Origin of the sequence: Reyranella sp. (genome assembly GCF_017305915.1) — a bacterium.
Lineage (GTDB): Bacteria > Pseudomonadota > Alphaproteobacteria > Reyranellales > Reyranellaceae > Reyranella.
This window is the reverse complement of the sequence record NZ_JAFKJN010000042.1, coordinates 1-17457: the sequence shown is the minus strand read 5'-3', so window position 1 is coordinate 17457 and position 17457 is coordinate 1. Positions and strand designations below refer to the sequence as shown.

21 protein-coding genes and 2 tRNA genes are annotated in these 17457 nt (G+C 67.1%); 10 read left to right on the top strand and 13 right to left on the bottom strand.

Going from position 1 to position 17457, the window contains the following annotated elements:
- Positions 1-101: 101 nt before the first annotated feature.
- Positions 102-1094 carry a D-2-hydroxyacid dehydrogenase family protein gene (locus J0J01_RS30745; RefSeq protein WP_296387451.1) on the bottom strand — a complete coding sequence of 331 codons (993 nt, stop codon included), beginning with the start codon at positions 1092-1094 and terminating at the stop codon, positions 102-104.
- Between the two features lie 51 nt (positions 1095-1145).
- Between J0J01_RS30745 and J0J01_RS30740 the strand changes: the two genes are divergently transcribed.
- From J0J01_RS30740 to J0J01_RS30730, 3 genes are all read left to right on the top strand, one after another.
- A complete protein-coding gene (locus J0J01_RS30740; protein ID WP_296387450.1) occupies positions 1146-2036 on the top strand; it encodes a TauD/TfdA family dioxygenase in 891 nt (296 codons plus the stop codon).
- Between the two features lie 11 nt (positions 2037-2047).
- The gene (locus J0J01_RS30735) at positions 2048-3325 is read left to right on the top strand and encodes an acetyl-CoA C-acyltransferase (RefSeq protein ID WP_296387449.1); all 1278 of its coding nucleotides are present in this window, start codon (positions 2048-2050) and stop codon (positions 3323-3325) included.
- 148 nt (positions 3326-3473) lie between these two features.
- Entirely contained in the window at positions 3474-4085 is a 612-nt protein-coding gene (locus J0J01_RS30730; protein WP_296387448.1) for a LysE family translocator, read from the top strand.
- A 3-nt stretch (positions 4086-4088) separates the two neighbouring features.
- Here the strand turns inward: J0J01_RS30730 and J0J01_RS30725 are convergent, their stop codons facing one another.
- The 5 genes from J0J01_RS30725 to rfbA form a co-directional block, all read right to left on the bottom strand.
- On the bottom strand, positions 4089-5141 hold the full coding sequence (locus tag J0J01_RS30725) for a hypothetical protein (protein ID WP_296387447.1): 1053 nt from the start codon (positions 5139-5141) through the stop codon (positions 4089-4091).
- Between the two features lie 81 nt (positions 5142-5222).
- Positions 5223-6302: a hypothetical protein gene (locus J0J01_RS30720; RefSeq protein ID WP_296387446.1), complete on the bottom strand. Its 1080-nt coding sequence runs from the start codon at positions 6300-6302 to the stop codon at positions 5223-5225.
- A gap of 7 nt (positions 6303-6309) precedes the next feature.
- On the bottom strand, positions 6310-7371 hold the full coding sequence (hisC, locus tag J0J01_RS30715) for a histidinol-phosphate transaminase (protein WP_296387445.1): 1062 nt from the start codon (positions 7369-7371) through the stop codon (positions 6310-6312).
- 76 nt (positions 7372-7447) lie between these two features.
- Positions 7448-7522, bottom strand: a tRNA-Gly gene (locus J0J01_RS30710).
- 87 nt (positions 7523-7609) lie between these two features.
- Positions 7610-8479 (bottom strand): glucose-1-phosphate thymidylyltransferase RfbA, encoded by an 870-nt coding sequence (gene rfbA, locus J0J01_RS30705; RefSeq protein ID WP_296387444.1) that lies wholly within the window; start codon positions 8477-8479, stop codon positions 7610-7612.
- A gap of 22 nt (positions 8480-8501) precedes the next feature.
- Between rfbA and J0J01_RS30700 the strand changes: the two genes are divergently transcribed.
- The 3 genes from J0J01_RS30700 (at position 8502) to J0J01_RS30690 (ending at position 10448) form a co-directional block, all read left to right on the top strand.
- Positions 8502-9032, top strand: a complete 531-nt coding sequence (locus J0J01_RS30700) for a prolyl-tRNA synthetase associated domain-containing protein (protein WP_296387443.1) — start codon at positions 8502-8504, stop codon at positions 9030-9032.
- A 61-nt stretch (positions 9033-9093) separates the two neighbouring features.
- Entirely contained in the window at positions 9094-9552 is a 459-nt protein-coding gene (locus J0J01_RS30695; RefSeq protein WP_296387442.1) for an SRPBCC family protein, read from the top strand.
- 41 nt (positions 9553-9593) lie between these two features.
- Positions 9594-10448, top strand: a complete 855-nt coding sequence (locus tag J0J01_RS30690; protein WP_296387441.1) for a zinc ABC transporter substrate-binding protein — start codon at positions 9594-9596, stop codon at positions 10446-10448.
- A 68-nt stretch (positions 10449-10516) separates the two neighbouring features.
- Here the strand turns inward: J0J01_RS30690 and folD are convergent, their stop codons facing one another.
- Genes folD through J0J01_RS30660 form a run of 6 tightly spaced genes read right to left on the bottom strand, consistent with a single transcriptional unit; the run spans position 10517 to position 13316 of the window.
- A complete protein-coding gene (gene folD / locus J0J01_RS30685; protein WP_296387440.1) occupies positions 10517-11419 on the bottom strand; it encodes a bifunctional methylenetetrahydrofolate dehydrogenase/methenyltetrahydrofolate cyclohydrolase FolD in 903 nt (300 codons plus the stop codon).
- The gene (locus J0J01_RS30680) at positions 11412-11681 is read right to left on the bottom strand and encodes a DUF167 domain-containing protein (RefSeq protein WP_296387439.1); all 270 of its coding nucleotides are present in this window, start codon (positions 11679-11681) and stop codon (positions 11412-11414) included. The genes folD and J0J01_RS30680 overlap by 8 nt, the downstream gene beginning before the upstream one ends.
- A 35-nt stretch (positions 11682-11716) precedes the next feature.
- The gene (locus J0J01_RS30675; protein ID WP_296387438.1) at positions 11717-12007 is read right to left on the bottom strand and encodes a YggT family protein; all 291 of its coding nucleotides are present in this window, start codon (positions 12005-12007) and stop codon (positions 11717-11719) included.
- Positions 12008-12023: 16 nt separating this feature from the next.
- The gene (locus tag J0J01_RS30670) at positions 12024-12653 is read right to left on the bottom strand and encodes an FHA domain-containing protein (protein ID WP_296387437.1); all 630 of its coding nucleotides are present in this window, start codon (positions 12651-12653) and stop codon (positions 12024-12026) included.
- Positions 12654-12655: 2 nt separating this feature from the next.
- Complete coding sequence (locus tag J0J01_RS30665) at positions 12656-12904, bottom strand: hypothetical protein (RefSeq protein WP_296387436.1); 249 nt, start codon at positions 12902-12904, stop codon at positions 12656-12658.
- Positions 12905-12923: 19 nt separating this feature from the next.
- Positions 12924-13316, bottom strand: a complete 393-nt coding sequence (locus J0J01_RS30660) for a RidA family protein (RefSeq protein ID WP_296387435.1) — start codon at positions 13314-13316, stop codon at positions 12924-12926.
- Between the two features lie 99 nt (positions 13317-13415).
- On the opposite strand from J0J01_RS30660, the gene J0J01_RS30655 reads away from it, so the two are divergent.
- From J0J01_RS30655 to J0J01_RS30645, 3 genes are all read left to right on the top strand, one after another.
- Positions 13416-13491: transfer RNA gene (locus J0J01_RS30655), tRNA-Ala, on the top strand.
- A 17-nt stretch (positions 13492-13508) separates the two neighbouring features.
- Positions 13509-14171 (top strand): hypothetical protein, encoded by a 663-nt coding sequence (locus J0J01_RS30650; RefSeq protein ID WP_296387434.1) that lies wholly within the window; start codon positions 13509-13511, stop codon positions 14169-14171.
- Positions 14171-14824: a hypothetical protein gene (locus J0J01_RS30645; RefSeq protein ID WP_296387433.1), complete on the top strand. Its 654-nt coding sequence runs from the start codon at positions 14171-14173 to the stop codon at positions 14822-14824. Before J0J01_RS30650 ends, J0J01_RS30645 begins: the two co-directional genes overlap by 1 nt.
- Before the next feature lie 6 nt (positions 14825-14830).
- On the opposite strand, the gene J0J01_RS30640 is transcribed toward J0J01_RS30645, so the two are convergent.
- On the bottom strand, positions 14831-15898 hold the full coding sequence (locus tag J0J01_RS30640) for a ferritin-like domain-containing protein (RefSeq protein ID WP_296387432.1): 1068 nt from the start codon (positions 15896-15898) through the stop codon (positions 14831-14833).
- 147 nt (positions 15899-16045) lie between these two features.
- On the opposite strand from J0J01_RS30640, the gene J0J01_RS30635 reads away from it, so the two are divergent.
- The gene (locus tag J0J01_RS30635; protein ID WP_296387431.1) at positions 16046-17071 is read left to right on the top strand and encodes a ferredoxin--NADP reductase; all 1026 of its coding nucleotides are present in this window, start codon (positions 16046-16048) and stop codon (positions 17069-17071) included.
- Positions 17072-17457: the final 386 nt, after the last annotated feature.

The following is a 17457-nucleotide window of genomic DNA, read 5'->3' as shown; positions in this document are numbered from 1 at the left end:
AATCGACATCCAAATCTAAAATTTGTCATCCCGAGCGAAGCGAGGGATCTTTCTGGCCCGGAAGGATCCCTCGCTGCGCTCGGGATGACAGAACCGCTGACCTACTTCTTGAGCGCGTCCGGGTTGAGGACGTTGATCGGCTTGCCGTCCAGCCAGGCCTCGATGTCCTCGATCGTGCCCTTGTAGAAATGCCGGTAGCTGTCCTCGACCACGTAGCCGAGGTGCGGGATCAGGGTGACGTTGTCGAGCTTGGTGAAGGGATGGTCGGCCGAGAGCGGCTCCTTGTCGTAGACGTCGAGGCCGGCATGCAGGATCGTGCGGTTCTCGAGCGCCGCGATCAGCGCCGCCTCGTCGACGATCGGACCGCGTGAGGTGTTCACCAGGATCGCGGTCTTCTTCATCTTGGCGAGATCGGCCGCGCCAATCAGGCCGCGCGTGCGATCCGACAGAGCGAGATGGATCGACACGAAGTCCGAGGTCGAAAGCAGCTCGTCCTTGCTGACATACTTGGCGCCGCCGGCCGCGGCCTTCTCGGGTGTGAGGTTCTGGCTCCAGGCGACGACCTCCATGCCGAAGGCCTTGCCGTAGTGCGCGGCTCGGCTGCCGAGCTTGCCGAGACCCAGGATGCCGAGCCGCTTGCCCTCGAGCACGATCGCCTGCTCGATACCGTCGTGCCACTTGCCGGTGCGCGCCAGCCGCTCGGCCTTGCCGAGGTCGCGGGCACACATCATCAGCAGGGCCCAGCCGAGCTCGGCCGTCGCCGCGTTGGAGCCTCCGCCCGGCGTGGTCGAGATCGGGATGCCGCGCTCCGCCGCCGCCTTGTCGTCGAGGCTGGCGGCACGCGCGCCGGTCAGCACCATGAACTTGAGGTTCGGCAGCTTCTCGATCAGGGCGCGCGGGAAGGCCGTGCGCTCGCGCAGCAGGCCGAGGATTTCGAAGGGCGCGAGCTTCTGCGCCGCCTCGTCGACCGACTTGAAGGCCTCGTGGAACACGGTGATCTCGATGCCGCGCTTCTTCAGGCGGTCCCAATCCGCCATGCGCAGGGCGACCTTCTGGTAATCGTCGAGCAGGGCGAGCTTGATGGTTTGCGGCATGGCGTTTCCTGGGAGAAAATGGTCGCCGCACTATAGCCGCAGGAGGCTCCGGTGAGCATCACGGTTGCGCCCATCACCCCGTCCTTCGTCGCCGAGATCTCCGGCATCGATCTCGCGCGGCCGCTGCAGCCCAACGACCGCGACGCCGTCGCGGATGCAATCAACCGCTACGCGGTCGTGGTCTTTCGCGGCCAGACGCTCACCGACGCCCAGCAGATCGATTTCTCGGCCCATTTCGGGCCGATCCATTCCTCCGCCCAGCGCGCGCGGCACACCGGCATCAAACACCGCCTGGAGCGCACCGAGCTCGCCGACATCTCCAACCTCGACGGCGACGGCAACATCCTCGACGCCAACGCCAAGCGCCGGCTCGACTGGCTGGCCAACCGGCTGTGGCATACCGACGCCTCGTTCCGCGCCATCCCCGGCGCGCTGTCGCTGCTCTATGCCCACGTCATTCCGGATGAAGGCGGCGATACCGAGTTCGCCGACATGCGCGCGGCCTACGATGCGCTGCCCGACGGCACGAAGAAGCAGCTCGAAGGCCTGATCGCCATCCATTCGATCTGGCATTCGCGCGGTCAGCTCGACGTCAACCGCTCGAAGTACACGGACGAAGAGCTGGCGAGCCTGCCGCCGGTGCCGCAGCGCCTGGTGCGCACCCATCCCGGCTCGCATCGCAAGACACTCTATCTCGCCGCGCACGCCTCGCACATCGAGGGCATGCCGGTGCCCGACGGCCGGCTGCTGCTGATGGACCTGATGGAGCACGCGACCAGGCCGCAGTTCGTGCACGGCCACAAATGGCGCGAGGGCGACCTGGTGATCTGGGACAACCGCTGCACCATGCATCGCGCGCGGCCGTTCGACACCACCAAGGCGCGCGACCTGCGCCGCGTCACGACGCGTGATACAGCCTCGACCCTCGAACAAGCGGCCTAGAGAGACACCCGATGCCGAGACCGAACGACGTCTGGCTCGCCTCGGGCGTGCGCACGCCCTTCGCCAAGGTCGACGGCGCGCTGCAGGCGCTCGATGCCATCGAGCTGTCGGTGCCCGTGGCGCGGCACATGGTGGGGCTGCTGAACGGCGGCAAGCCCGACCTCGCGGTGTGGGGCGCGGTGGTGCCGAGCCTGATGTGGAGCAACATCGGCCGCGAGGTGCTGATGGATGCCGGCGTCGATCCAACGACGCCCGCCTTCTCGACCGTGATGGCCTGCTCGACCAGCATGATGGGCTGTATCGAAGCCGCCGGCATGATCGACGGCGATGCCTGCAATCTCGCGCTGGTCGGCGGCGTCGACAGCCTGAGCCGCATCCAGATCGGGCTGGGGCAGAAGCTGTCGGACTGGCTGCGCAAGTTCCAGTCGGCGCGCTCGCTCGGCCAGAAGATCGACCAGGTGACGCACGTGCAGCTCAGCGACATCCGGCTGTTCATCCCGGCGATCGCCAACCGCACCACCGGCCTCAGCATGGGCGAGCACACCGAGATCACTGCCAAGGAGTGGCAGATCGGCCGGCCGGAGCAGGACGAAATAGCGCTGCAGAGCCATCGCAACGCGGTGGCAGGCTGGGACAAGGGCTTCTTCGACGACATCGTGATCGAAGTGGCCGGCACAAAGCGCGACACCATCCCGCGCAAGGACACCTCGCTGGAGAAGCTCGCCAGGCTGCCGCCCACGTTCGACCGCACCAGCGGTAACGGCTCGCTCACGGCCGGCAACTCCTCGCCGCTGACCGACGGCGCCGCCGGGATCTGGGTCGGCTCGTCGAAGGGCATGGCGCGCCTTCCCTCGACGACACCGCGGGTAAAACTGGTCGACTGGGAGATCGCCTCGGTCGACTTCCGCGTCGAGGGCCTGCTGATGGCGCCCGCCTTCGCGATCCCTCGGCTGCTGGCGCGCCATGACCTGCGCTACGAGGACGTCCATCTCTGGGAGATCCACGAGGCGTTCGCGGCCCAGGTCGCCTTCCATCTCAAGGCGCTGCAGGACCGGGAGTTCCTCGCCGAGCGGGCGCATGTGCCGCGCGACTTCGGGCCGTTCCCGCGCGAGCGGATGAATCCCAACGGCGGCAGCACGGCGCTCGGCCATCCTTTCGGCGCGACGGGTGCACGCATCATCAGCATGGCGGTCAAGGAGCTGGCGGCGATGCCGAAAGGTAGCCGCGCCATCGTCAGCATCTGCGCCGACGGCGGCCTGGGCAGCGTGCTGCTCCTCGAATCGGCCTAACTCGACGGCTAAAGGCGCGATGGCCCGACGATCCGAAAGCGCCGACCCGCCGCTGCACAGCGGCCGCGTGCCGCCGTGGCTCGTCTCGCGAGTATGATGGCCGCAGCGTCTTCGGCTGGGAGCCGCCACCGGAGGAGAGGAAAACGTCATGAGCTGGGAATTCCTGCTGACCGCCCTGATCGTCGTCGTCTCGCCGGGCACCGGCGTGCTCTACACGCTGGCGACCGGCCTCGCGCGCGGCGGCAAGGCGAGCGTCGTCGCGGCGTTCGGCTGCACGCTCGGCATCGTGCCGCACATGGCGGCGGCGATCCTGGGCCTCGCGGCGCTGCTGCACACCAGCGCGATCGCCTTCCAGATGCTGAAATATGCCGGCGTCGCCTACCTGCTCTGGATGGCCTGGATGACGCTCAAGGAATCGGGCGCGCTCGGCGTCGACAAGCAGACCGACGCGCGCTCCACCCTGCAGGTTATCGCGCATGCGATCCTGATCAACATCCTGAACCCCAAGCTCACGATCTTCTTCTTCGCCTTCCTGCCGCAGTTCGTGCCGGCGGACGCGAGCGACGGCCTGCCCCTGATGCTGGAGCTGAGCGCCGTCTTCATGCTGCTGACCTTCGTGGTGTTCGTGGGCTACGGCCTGTTCGCCGCGTCGATCAGGACTCACGTCATCTCGCGGCCGAAGGTGCTGGCCTGGATGCGCCGCACCTTCGCCGCCGCGTTCGTGATGCTCGGCGCCCGGCTCGCCCTGGCCGAGCGCTGATCACTAAGCCGCCGCCTTCTTGCGGTTGGCCTCGAGGCGGGAATCGACCAGCGCCACGCCGGCGTCGATCACCGGGTGGTTGAGGCCCTTCTGCTTGGCGATCAGCTGCACCAGCTTGTCGGCGCGCTCGATGTTGGGCAGGCCGTTGTTGAGCGCGCGCGCCGCCGAGGCGGGCCGCGTCAGGCTCTGCGCCGCCGCGGCGTACTTCTCGAACGGCACGAGGTCGGCCGGGTTGGCGCCGAGCTTGACGCACAGGTCGAAGACGAAGTTGTAGACCGAGCGCGAGGTTTCGATGTCGCTGTGCACCGCCTCCTGCGCCGTGCGCATGCCGTCCTTGGTGACGCAGCGGTAGTTGCCGGCCAGCAGCATCGCCCACTTGGCGAGCGGCACGAACAGCGAGTCGTAGACCCTGAGCTTCACCGGCAGCTCGATGTTGCCCTCGGGCGCGTCGAAGCGGACGGCGTCGATGTCCTTCTCGAGCTGGGCGAGCAGCGCGTTGGCCGCGGCGTCCTTGAACTTGGCGACCTTGAAGTTGGTCGGCAGCGTGACCTGCAGGACGTTGACCTTCTCGTCCGGCGGACGGATCGCCTGCGGATCGGGGCTGCACAGCGTGACGCGCTCGGGATCGAAATTGTCCCACACGCTGGCATCGGTGTAGGCGGGCTTCAGCGTCTCGGCATCGAGCCCGGGCAGCCGGCGCATGTAGGCGAGCGGCGGCATGTTCATGATCGACATGCAGGGTTTGCGCGACTTGGCGACGGCATCGAGCAGCTCGCGCACGCCGGGCGAGCGGTACTGCGGCTCCTGCATGGCGAGCCCGACCAGGTCGAAGTCGGCCGGGTTGGCGCTGTCGGTGCCGCCGGCGGTGACCTTGCCCGGGAGCTTGCGCGAGTCGATCTCGACCGGGTCCTTGCGGCCGCGGATCGGCATGCGCACGCGGAAGCCCTCCGAATTGATCAGGTCCGCTTCGGCCGGCAGGCAGATCAGGTGCACCGAGTGGCCGCCGAACAGCGCTTTGGAAGCGAGCAGCGACCCGTAGGACGCGCCCATGATCATGATCTTCAGCGTTCTCTCCCTCAGGCCAAATTTCAGGCTCGGGCTAATTTGGACCGATGCCGGCGCGCCTGCAACTCGCCACTAGTCGAAAGCCCCAGCCAGCGAGAGAAACAGCTGCGCCCAGCCCGACGGACCGCCATACTTCTGCAAGGTCTGGGCCAGCGCCTTCCAATCGAACACCTCGACGCCCGACCAGGTGAGCAACGGCACGACGGCGCTCAGCAGCATCACGGGCACGATCACCGTCGGACTGCGCACTGAGCGAATCGTGTCCGGTTTCGACATCAGGACCATCAGCAGCATCGGCCAGTGCAGGACGAAGAACACGCGGCTGACATCCGACGTGACGCTGGCCGCCACGAAGCTCGCCGCCGTGCCGGCGAACAGCCACCACGACACCGATCGGAAGCCCCGAATCAGCCACAGCAGCAGGAAGCCGGGCAGCGCGACCGCGATCGCCGCCGGCCAGTAGAAGACGATGCGCAGCAGGAAGCGGTCGAGATGCGCCAGCAGGAAGCCCAACCGGCTCTGATAGGGAAAGGCGAGCCAGGTGCGGCTCAGCAGGAAGAAGGCGATGCCCAGCGCCACGCCCGCGACGATCATGGCGAGGCTCGCGCGATCGCGCCGCTCGCCGGTCACCCAGCCGAGCACGACCACGATCCCGAGCAGCAGGATGCCCTGCTGCACATGCCAGCCAGCCAGAATGAACGATGCGACCAACAGCACCAGCCGCGAGCGGCTGGCGACGACGGCGATGGCGCCCGCGAACATCACGGCGTCACCCACCCCGAGGCTGCCGAAGGAGATGCGGGTCAGCGGCAAGGCCGCCGCGAGCAGGAAGGCAGACTTCCGCCGCTCGTCATCCGCGGCGAGGAACGAAGCGGCGAACGGCAGGAACGACAGTACCAGGAACAGCCCGGCCAGCAGGGTCGGCGACTGGAGGCCGATCGCCTTCAGCAGAACGATCTTGAGCGGCGAATCGAACAGGTACTGCGCGAAGGCCGGCAGCTCGGCGCGGAAGCCGTCGCGCGCCAGCGCCGCGAGGACCGAGCCGTCGACCGGGCGCATGCCGCCGAACACGATCTGCGCGGCAATCGCGATCCCCGCCAGCCAGAGAATCGATCGCCAGCTCTCCAGGGGCTCGCGCAGTTTGGGATTCATGCCCCCGTCATCCCCCAAGAATATCCGCCACCGCCGCGACCAGCCGTCGGATGTCGTCCGCCGACCCGACTGTGATGCGCATATACGGCGCCGTGCGCGGCTTGTCGAAGTGTCGGACCAGCACCGCACGCTCGCGGAGCGCCGCCGCGAATGCCGCCCCGTCGCGCTCCGGACGCCGGGCGAAGACGAAGTTCGCGCTGGACGGCAGAACGACCAGGCCCAGCCGGACCAGCTCGCGCGTCATCGCCTCACGACCCGCGACGACCTTGGCGCAGCTTTCGCGGAACCAGGCATCGTCGCGAACGGACGCCGTCGCGCCCGCGAGCGCGATGCGGCCGAGCGGGTAGGAGTTGAAACTGTCCTTTACGCGGCTCAGCGCCTCGATCAGACCGGCATCGCCGATCGCATAGCCGACGCGCAACCCGGCCAGGGCGCGCGACTTGGACATCGTCTGCACGACCAGCAGGTTCGGATGGTCGGCGACCAGCGGAACCGCGCTCTCGCCGCCGAAATCGACATAGGCCTCGTCGATCAGCACCGGGATGTCGGCATGCTCTTCGAGCAGTTGGGCGATGAGCGCGCGTGGCAGGGCGATCCCCGTCGGCGCGTTGGGGTTGGCGATCACGATCGACCCGGCTTCGCGCCGATAGTCCTCGATCCGGAGGCGCATCTGGCCGTCCAGCGGCACGGTCTCGCAGGCGAGGCCGAACAATCGAGCCCAAACCGGATAGAAGCTGTAGGTGACGTCCGGATACAGCAGCGGCCTCGGCTGCTTCAGCAACCCGACGAAAGCATGGGCGAGCACTTCGTCCGAGCCATTGCCGACGAACACCTGTTCGGGCCTCACGCCGTGATGGTCGGCCAGGGCCCCGCGCAATTCGGTCGCCTCGGGATCGGGATAGAGCCGCAGCGTGTCGGCCGCGGCGGCACGCATCGCCTCGATCGCCAGCGGCGACGGGCCGAACGGGCTTTCATTGGTGTTGAGCTTCACCAGATCGGCGATACGCGGCTGTTCGCCGGGCACGTAGGGCGACAGCTCGCCGGCGATCTGGCTCCAGAATGCGTTCATCGGGGGCGTCCGGCTTGGCTTCCAAGCGACGGCTTATGCCATCGGCCCGGGAAAGCGGCAAAGACCGGAAGAAAATTGGAGCGGGCGAAGGGATTCGAACCCTCGACCCCGACCTTGGCAAGGTCGTGCTCTACCCCTGAGCTACGCCCGCGCTCCGTATCCGGCCGGGTAGGTTGCCGGAAGGCGGTGGTGATAGGGGGTTTTCCGAGCCTTTGCAAGCCCGACAGACATCAGACAATCAGCCCTGCTCCAACAGCCTTTGCAGATATTTGCCGTATTCGCTGCTGGCGATCGGCTCGATCAGGCGCTCCAGCCCGGCATCGTCGATATAGCCCTTGCGCCAGGCGACCTCCTCGGGGCTGCCGATCTGCAGGCCCTGGCGGTCCTCGACGGTCTCGACGAACTGCGCCGCCCTGAGCAGGCTCGACGGCGTGCCGGTGTCGAGCCAGGCATAGCCGCGGCCGAGCTTCTCGACGGTCAGCCGCCGCTCCTTGAGGTACCAGGCGTTGACGTCGGTGATCTCGAGCTCGCCGCGCGCCGATCGCGGAATCTGCGCGGCGACGTCGCAAACATCGGCGTCGTAGAAATAGAGGCCGGTCACCGCCCAGTTGGAGCGCGGTGCCTTGGGCTTCTCGACGATGCCGCGCGGCGTCTCGCCATCGCGCTCGAACTCGACCACGCCATAGGCCGAGGGATCGCTCACCCAGTAGGCATAGATCACCGCGCCGCTGCCCTTCGCGCCGCGCTCGGCCACCGCCGGCAGCGAATCGCCGTAGAACAGGTTGTCGCCCAGGATCAGCCCGACCCGGTCCGAGCCGACGAACCCGCGGCCGACCAGGAAGACCTCGGCGATGCCGCCAGGCCGGGACTGCACGGCGTAGCTGATCTCGAGCCCCCACTGCCGGCCGTCGCCGAACAGGCGGCGATAGGACTCCTCGTCGTGCGGATTGACGACCAGCAGGATCTCCCGGCAGCCCGCCAGCATCAGCGTGGTCAGCGGGTAATAGACCATCGGCTTGTTGTAGACCGGCAGGAGCTGCTTGTTGGCGGCCCGGGTCATCGGGTAAAGCCGCGTGCCGCTGCCGCCGCTGAGGACGATTCCCTTCATTAAGGCACTGTAGACCGCCCCGATGCTGAGCCCGCAACAACTATTCGCCCGCCTCGACGCGCTGGGCCTCGCCCATCGCACCGTGGAGCATGTCCCCGTCTTCACCGTCGAGGAGTCCAAGCAGCATCGCGGCGTGCTGCCCGGCCATCACATCAAGAACCTCTTCCTGCGCAACAAGAAGGAGGCGATGTGGCTGGTGGTGGCGCTGGAGCATCGCACGATCGACCTCAAGAAGCTGGGCGAGCGGCTGGGCGCCGGCCGCCTCTCCTTCGGCAGCCCCGAGCGGCTGCGCAGCTATCTCGGCGTCGAGCCGGGCTCGGTGACGCCCTTCTCCGTGGTCAACGACACCCGCCACGCGGTACGCCTGGTGCTCGACGAAGGCCTGAAGGAAAGCGGCCCGGTCAACGCCCATCCGCTCACCAACAGCATGACTACGGCGATCGCGCTGGCCGACCTGCTGCGCTTCTTCGAGGCCACCGGCCACACCCCGCAATGGCTGGACCTGGGGCTGGACCTGGGGCTGGACCTGGGGCTGCACCTGGCGGCGGGTTGACACCTGCGTCAGTCGATCCTAGATACTTAACCATATAGTTAAGTGTAGCGAGGTTGCTGCCATGACGACCGACAAGGAGCTGGTGCTCACCCGGCTGATCGACGCGCCGCGCGAGAGGCTATGGCGCTGCTGGACCGAGCCGAAGCTGATGGTGCAGTGGTTCACGCCGCCGCCGTGGAAGACCATCCATGCCGAGACCGACGTGCGGCCGGGCGGCTCGAGCTATGTCGTCATGAAGGGCCCCGAGGGCCAGGAGATGCCCAACCGCGGCGTCTATCTCGAGGTGATCCCGAACGAGAAGCTGGTCTTCACCGACGCCTACACCAGCTCCTGGCAGCCGTCGGCCAAGCCGTTCTTCACCGGCGTGCTGACCTTCGAGACCCAGGGCGGCCAGACCCTCTACACGGCCCGTGCGCTGCACTGGACCCGGGAAGACTGCGAGGCCCACGAGAAGATGGGCTTCCATGAAGGCTGGGGCATCGCCACCGACCAGATGGCGGCGCTGGCCAAGACTCTCTAGCCGCAGGTGACAAGGCCGGCGCGGATGTTACATTGTAACAAATGCGCTTCGCCTGTTTGTTGCTTGCCGTTCTGCTGACCGCCGCGCCCGCCTGGGCGGACTCCCGGCTGAAGGTCGTCGCCACCTTCTCAATCCTGGCCGATCTGGTACGCGAGGTCGGCGGCGAGGCGGTCGAGGTCACGACGCTGGTCGGGCCGGACAGCGACGCCCACACCTACCAGCCCAGGCCCACCGACGCGCGCACGCTCGCCACGGCCAAGGTGCTGGTCAGCAATGGGCTGGGCTTCGAGGGTTGGATCGATCGCCTGGCCGACGCGGCGGGCTTCAAGGGCACGCGCATCGTCGCTTCCGCCGGCGCGCCGGCCGAGGCCGATCCGCATTGCTGGCAGGACGTCGCCTGCACGCGGCGCTACATCGCCAACATCGCCCAAGGCCTCGCCAGGGCCGATCCCGCCAACGCCGCCGCCTACCGCGATCGCGCGGCGCAATACGATCAACGACTGGCGGCGCTCGACGACTGGATCCGCCGCGAGATCGCCGGCGTGCCCGAAGACCGCCGGCAGGCGATCACCGGCCACAGCTCGTTCCGCTATTTCGCGCGCGCCTACGACGTGCGCTTCAGCGCGCCGCGCGGCTACTCGACCGACAGCGAGCCGACGGCGCGCGACGTCGCCAACCTGATCCGCCACGTGCGCGAGCAGAAGGTCAAGGCGGTGTTCGTCGAGAACATGACCAATCCGTCGCTGGTCGCCGAGATCGCCCGCGACTCGGGCGCCGTGGTCGGCCCGCGCCTCTATAGCGATGCGCTGTCGAGGCCCGACGGCCCGGCCGCGACATACGAGGCGATGATGCGCCACAACGTCAGCGCGCTGGTCGCGGGGATGCAGAGGAACTAGCTCATTGGACCGCGCGCATCCTGCGCGCTCATGAATGATGAGCGGGCTGGAAGCCCGCGGTCCAATGATCAGACCGCCGTGAAGGGCAAACCTGCGCGGCGGCGGGCTTCCTGCAGCGTGTTGTACATCAGGCACGCCACCGTCATCGGGCCGACGCCGCCCGGCACGGGCGTGAGATGGCCCGCGACCGCGCGCGCTTCGTCGAAGGCGACGTCACCCACCAGTCTGGTCTTGCTGTCACCCGCAGAGATGCGGTTGATTCCGACGTCGATCACCGCCGCACCCGGCTTGATCCAGTCGCCGCGCACGAACGCGGGCTTGCCGATCGCCACCACCAGGATGTCGGCGGTGCGGCAGAGCGCGGGCAGATCGCGGGTGCGCGAATGCGCGATCGTCACCGTGCAATCGGCCTTCAGCAGAAGCTGCGCCACCGGCCGACCGACCAGCGTCGAGCGGCCGAGCACGACGGCGTGCCTGCCCGAAAGCGCGCCCAGCGCGTCGGCCAGCAGCATCGAGCAGCCGAGCGGCGTGCAGGGCACCGGGAAATCGAGCGGCGCGCCGGATGCGATCGAGCCCAGCCGGCCGACGTTCATCGGATGGAAGCCGTCGACGTCCTTGTCGGGATCGACCGCGAGCAGGATGTCGGGGGTGACGATGTGCTTGGGCAGCGGCAGCTGCACCAGGATGCCGTGCACCGCCGGATCCTTGTTGAGCCGGGTGATGAGCTGCAGCAGCTCGAGCTCGGTCGTGCTCGCGGGCAGGCGATGGTCGAAGCTCGCCATGCCGAGCTCGGCCGCGACCCGGCCCTTGCTCTTCACATAGACCTGGCTCGCGGCATCGTCGCCGACCAGCACGGTGGCGAGGCCGGGCTTGATGCCGGTGACGGCATGAAGCTCCGCGACACCCGCGCCCACGCGCGCACGCAGGCCGGCGGCGAAGACCTTGCCGTCGATCAGCTTCGCCTCAGCCATGGACCTGCATCCAATGGGTGACACGCTCGACGATCGCCTCGGGCGCGCCGGCGACGCGGATGGTCTTGGCCCGCGCGGTCTGGCCCTTGATGACGTCGAACGACGATTTCGGCAGCCGCCACGCCTCGGCCAGCAGCGCGATCACCGCCTGGTTGGCCTTGCCGTCCTCGGGCGGCGCGATGACCTGGGCCCTGAGCGCTCCGTCGGCCGCCGCGAGCACGGCCCGCCGGGCGCGCGGCTGCACGTGCAGGTCCACGGTCACGCCGGAGACGCTGCGTTTCAGGAATCCGGGATCGCTCAATAGAAGGACGGCCAGATGTAGTAGCGCAGGGCCTCGCGCACGAAGAACAGGCCGAGCAGCAGGATGACCGGCGAGATGTCGACGCCGCCCAGGTTGGGCAGCATGCGGCGGATCGGCCGCAGCATCGGCTCGGTCAGCCGGTACAGGGTCTCGACGATGGTGCGGATGAACTGGTTGCGCATGTTGACCACGCCAAACGCAACCAGCCAGCTCATGATGGCGCTCGCGATCACGATCCAGGTGACCAGCTCGATCAGCGCCTCGATCAACCAAATGAAGGGATTCATGGGGCGGCACCCTACCCTAGGTTCGCGATAGGGCAAGCTCGACGTTGCCGAGCGTCAGGGTGCGCGCGGCGGTGATATCGCGCGGTCCGTGGGCCGGCAGCAGGCGGGCGCCGTCGATATAGGTGCCGCCGGGACTGCCGAGATCCTGCAACCCGATGCGGCCCGCCGCGGTGAGCAACCGCGCATGCGGCTGGCCGACCGAGGGATCGGCCAGCACCAGCTCGTCCGGTCCGCCGGCGGCCACGCCGGTCAGGGTGTAGGCAGCCCGGCTGTCATCGAAACGCAGCGTCACGCCCCCGCCGCTCAGCATCCAGCCGCGCCGGTCGGCCAGCACCCTGGGGGGCGGCGGCAAGGCAGTCGGCGCCGGTGGCGCCATGCCGGATGGCATCGGCGCATGGGCGGCGCCGGCGAGCGCCACGCTGTCGCGCGGCCAGCGCATGAAGGCGAACACCCAGAGCAGGATCAGCGAGATCAGCGAGCCGATGCCGGTCAGCGTCAGCAGGATCGCAGCCGCGCCGGCCCAGCCGGGCAGGCCCGCCTTCTCGGCGATGCGCCAGCACATCCAGCCGGCGAGCACCAACGCGACCAGAGCGAAGGCGCTGGTCAAGCCGAACAGGCCGAGGACGGCGGCGACGTCGAAGCCCATGATCACGATCCTGCTTGTTTGGGCCGGCCCTCGCCGGTGGGCCAGTCGCCGAAGGCCAGGATCGCCATGACGATGAACGGGCCGATCGCCGGCACGAGATGGAACAGCGACAGCAGCCCCGAGTAGCCGGCGCGTTCGAAGATGCGCCAGCTCGGCACGATCAGCAGCAGCGCGAACAGCACGTGCACGACCAGGATCGCCATCAGGGCGAACATGCTGAGCCCGATCAGCCAGCCGATCACGGTCATCATGTTGGCCTCGACATCCACTTCAGGCGAGCGCCACGACTTCGATCTCGACCCGGACGTCGCGCGGCAGGCGCGCGACCTCGACGGTCGAGCGGGCGGGCGGCTCGGCGCCGAAGAACTCGGGCCGGCCGTAGACTTCGTTCATGGCGCCGAAGTCGTTCATGTCCTTGAGGAAGACCGTGGTCTTGACGGCGCGGTCGAGATCGCTGCCGGCGGCCTTCAGGACGGCTCGCAGGTTCTTCAGCACCTGCTCGGTCTGCGGCGCAACGCCGCCGCTCACGATCTGCCCCGTGGCGGGATCGAGCGGGATCTGGCCCGCGCAATAGACCATCCCGCCGGCCACGATCGCCTGCGAATAGGGCCCGAGAGCGCCGGGAGCCGCATCGGTTTTCACCATCTTCTTGCCGTTGGACACTGGGTTTGCACTCCTAAAAAGGCGGAAACACGCTAGCATATGGCCGTTTGCTTGACAGGCGGCGCTGCAGGCTCTATCCGGCGCATCCTCGGGACGTGGGGGGCTGTAGCTCAGCTGGGAGAGCGCCTCGTTCGCAATGAGGAGGTCAGGGGTTCGATCCCCCTCAGCTCCACCAACCCCGAGAGAGACGTATTGCGGCTCAAGCGTCCGACCCCCGCGCAAATAGGACTGACCCCCGACGAGGGCGACACCCTCGGCGCCCTACGCACGCCGGAAGACATCCAGCAGTTCATCATCGGCCTCAGCGCCAACTTCGAGGAGCAGGGCGACACCCTGCGCTCGGTGCGCGGCGTGCTGCGGCATCGCCGGGCGCATTGCATCGAGGCGGCCTTCACCGCGGCCTGCGCATTGTGGCTGCAGGGCCTGCCGCCGCTGGTGCTCGACCTTGTCGCCAAGGGCGATTCGGACCATGTCATCACCGTGTTCAAGCGCGGCAGCTTCTGGGGTGCCATTTCCAAGAGCAACCACATCTGGCTACGCTGGCGCGATCCGATCTACCGTTCTCCGCGCGAGCTCGTGATGTCGTACTTCCACGAATACGCCAACAATGACGGCCTCAAGTCGCTGCGCACCTACTCGCTGCCGGTCGACCTGCGCCGTTTCCCGACCGACATGTGGGTGACCAGCGAGGAGGATTGCTGGGAAGTCGGCGCCGCGCTGTGCGACGTCAGGCACTTCCGCGTGCTGACGCGCGCCCAGGAGCGCCGCCTGCTGCCGCGCGACGCGATCGAGATGCGGGCCGACGACATGGTGCAATACGAAAGCGCCGACCGGCGGCGCGCACGGAGATACTGATGGGCTGGCTCGTCGCCGTCCTGCTGCTGATCTCGGCGCCGGTCCATGCGCAGGTGCAGCCGCCGGCCGAATGGCAGGCGGCGGCGCAGGCGGTGATCGGCGAGTTCGAGCGCGATACGCCGCTGGCCAACAAGGCCTGGGGTCCCGAGCTGCGCCAAGGCTGGTCGCTGGCGCGCACCTGGCGGCAATACAACAACGGCAATGTCGAGAATACGCTCGCCGAGTATCTCATCTTCGCCGCGCTGTGCCGGGTGCCCGGTTGCCCCGGCAATACAATCGAGGGCCAGCCCTATGTCGCGATGGCGCAAAAGGTGAAGGCCCTGATCGCCGAGCAGGGCGGCTCCTATGCGCTCGCCACCAACGCCCATGCCTGGCTGGCCGGCCTCGCCGACCCGACGGGGGCGGCGCAGAAGAACGCCAAGCTGTGGAGCCAGCATCTCGACATGGCGGCGGCGGATTTCGCCACCGGCAATCTCTATGCGCTGGCCTGGCTGCTGGCGCGCTCGCGGCCGACGCCGGCGGAGCAGGCGACGACCTTCTCGCGCTTTGGCCTGCTGGTGCAGGAGAAGGGGTGGCTGGGCACGCGCTGCGTCGACATCTCCAAGGTGGCGCTCGTCATCGACGCGCCGCCCAAGGTGGAGAGCTGCCGGTAGCTCGCGCTATTCGGCGGCCAGCGCGTTCTTGACGAACTTCTTGGCGTCGAAATCCTCGGCGACCTTCATGTCGTTGCCGATCAGCTGCTCGACGTCGATCTTGGCGTATTCCATCACGCCCATGTCGCCCAGCGCCTTCTGCACCTTCGGCCCGAACAGGCCGATCTCCTTGAGGATCGGCACGATGCGGGTGAACAGCCGCGAGCGGAACTGCTGCATGGCGCCCGAGTTGTAGGCGTATTCCATCAGCTTATCGACCGGCAGGCCCGAGCGCATCCAGACCTCGCCCTGGTTGAAGCGGTCGCGCATGAAGTAGAGCGCCTCGACCGTGAACTCCTCGCGCTCGGCGCGCTCGGCGTCGGAGAGGTGCGGGTAGTATTCGCGCAGCGCCATCCGGCCGAAGGTGACGTGCCGCGCCTCGTCCTGCATGACGTAGGCGTTCACCGCCGCGGCCAAATTGTTCTTCGCCGAATCGCGGATGCGCTGGAAGGCGGCCAGCGCCAGGCCCTCGATCAGCACCTGCATGCCGAGATAGGTCATGTCCCAGCGCCGGTCGCTCAGCGTCTGCTCGAGCAGGTTCTTGAGCGAGTCGGTGATCGGATAGGCCTGCCTGAACTTCTCGTGGATCAGCCGCTTGTAGCTCTCGACGTGGCGCGCCTCGTCCATCACCTGGGTCGCGGCGTAGAACTTGGCGTTCATGTCCGGCACGGTGTTGACGATCTTGGCGGTCGCGATCAGCGCGCCCTGCTCGCCGTGCATGAACTGGCAGATCGAATGGCACTGGAGATTGAACCGCAGCCAGCTCTTCTCCTTCTCGGTCATCTTCTCCCAGAACGGCGAGCCGTAGATCGGGATCGACTCGTCGGCCATCCCCATCGGGTTGTCCTCGAACAGCTCCTGGCTCCAGTCGATGCGGGTCGAGGTGTCCCACTGCTGCTGCTTGCCCTTCTCGTAGAGGCCCAGCAGATCGGCCGAGCCGTCCTCGTATTCCCAGTTGAAGGCGATCTCGGTCGCGCCGTCGAACTTCCAGTTCGTGACCTCGACGGGGAGCTGATAGATCTTTTGCGTCGTCATGGGGTCTTGCCTCCGGCCGCTGAATTTCGTTCTTTCACGGGCGGCAGATAAAATCTGACGCCGTGTTCATTTTCCCAGGAAACGTACCACAAAGCGGTACGCAAGTCCTCGGGGAAACCCGCACGCCGTGTGAACGTGGATTTACTTATGGCCTACCATCAGTTGCGCATTGCCAAGATCGTCCAGGAGACCCCGGATGCCCGGTCTTTCGTGTTGGAAGTACCTGAGGATTTGGCGGATCGGTTCAAGTACCGCGCCGGCCAATTCCTGACCTTCCGGGTGCCGCACGAGGCGGGCGACCTCAATCGCTGCTACTCGCTGTCGAGCGCGCCCGAGACCGACGGCCGGCACCTCAAGGTAACGGTCAAGCGAGTCGAGGGTGGCAAGGGCTCGAACTGGTTCAATGACCAGCTGATCGAGGGCCATGCCCTGCACGTCCTGCCGCCGGCCGGCCGCTTCGTGCTCAAGGAGGGCAATGCGCCCTTGCTGCTGTTCGGCGGCGGCAGCGGCATCACGCCGATGATGTCGCTGATCAAGTCGGCGCTGCGCTCGGGCGCGCGCAAGATCCGGCTGTTCTATGCCAACCGCGACAGGCCCTCGATCATCTTCGACAAGGAGCTGCTCGAGCTGCTGGCCGACCATTCCAGCCGGCTGGAGGTGATTCATCACCTCGACGCCGAGCAGGGCCTGACCAGGCCGGAGGAGATCCACGGCGCGCTCAAGGGCTTCGAGGACGCCGAGGCCTATCTCTGCGGCCCGGGGCCGTTCATGACGCTCGTCGAACGCACGCTCGTCGATGCGGGCATGCCGCGGGAGAAGGTGCTGCTCGAGCGCTTCGAAGCGTCGGGCAACGACGCCGTCCCCGTCCCGCCGCAGGAAGAGGGCGAGGTGATCCCGAGCGAGATCACCATCCACATCGAGAACAAGGTCCACAAGGTGCCCTACAAGAAGGGCCAGACCATCCTCGAGGCGGCACGCGCCGCGGGGCTCAATCCGTTGTCGTCCTGCGAGGAGGGCTTCTGCGCCTCGTGCGCGGCCAAGACCATCAAGGGCAAGGTCGTGCTGGCCAAGAACGACATCTATACGACCGACGATCTCGCCAACAACTGGATCCTCACCTGCCAGGGCCATTGCTTCGGCGCAGAGGTCGAGATCACCTACGACGTCGTCTAGCCTCAGCCCCCGCTCCACCCGTCCCAAGGCGCCGTGGGACGGGATGGATGAATGCCGATGGCATCAACATCGGAGGCCTCTGAGTCCCAAAAAATTTTTGAGAAGTCCTGCCTTTTTGCGCACCGGCTCTCCCGCCCGTGGCGCGCGGCAGTTCGAAAAAAAGAGGAGTGTCGTCACGCGCGCCACACTGCAGCAGCGCGCGCCAGACTCCCAATATGGGCAATGGCCTCTTGTGTTCTCTAGCCCGGATATCTCACAGGAAGAGGTGCATCGGAGCGCGGGTTCTGAGAAAGTTGTTTTGCAACAACGACCGTCTCACTCCCAAAGGAATGCTCCGATGCCCACAGAGTGTATCGCGGACCTGTTCGGATTTGAAGCCGTAGAAG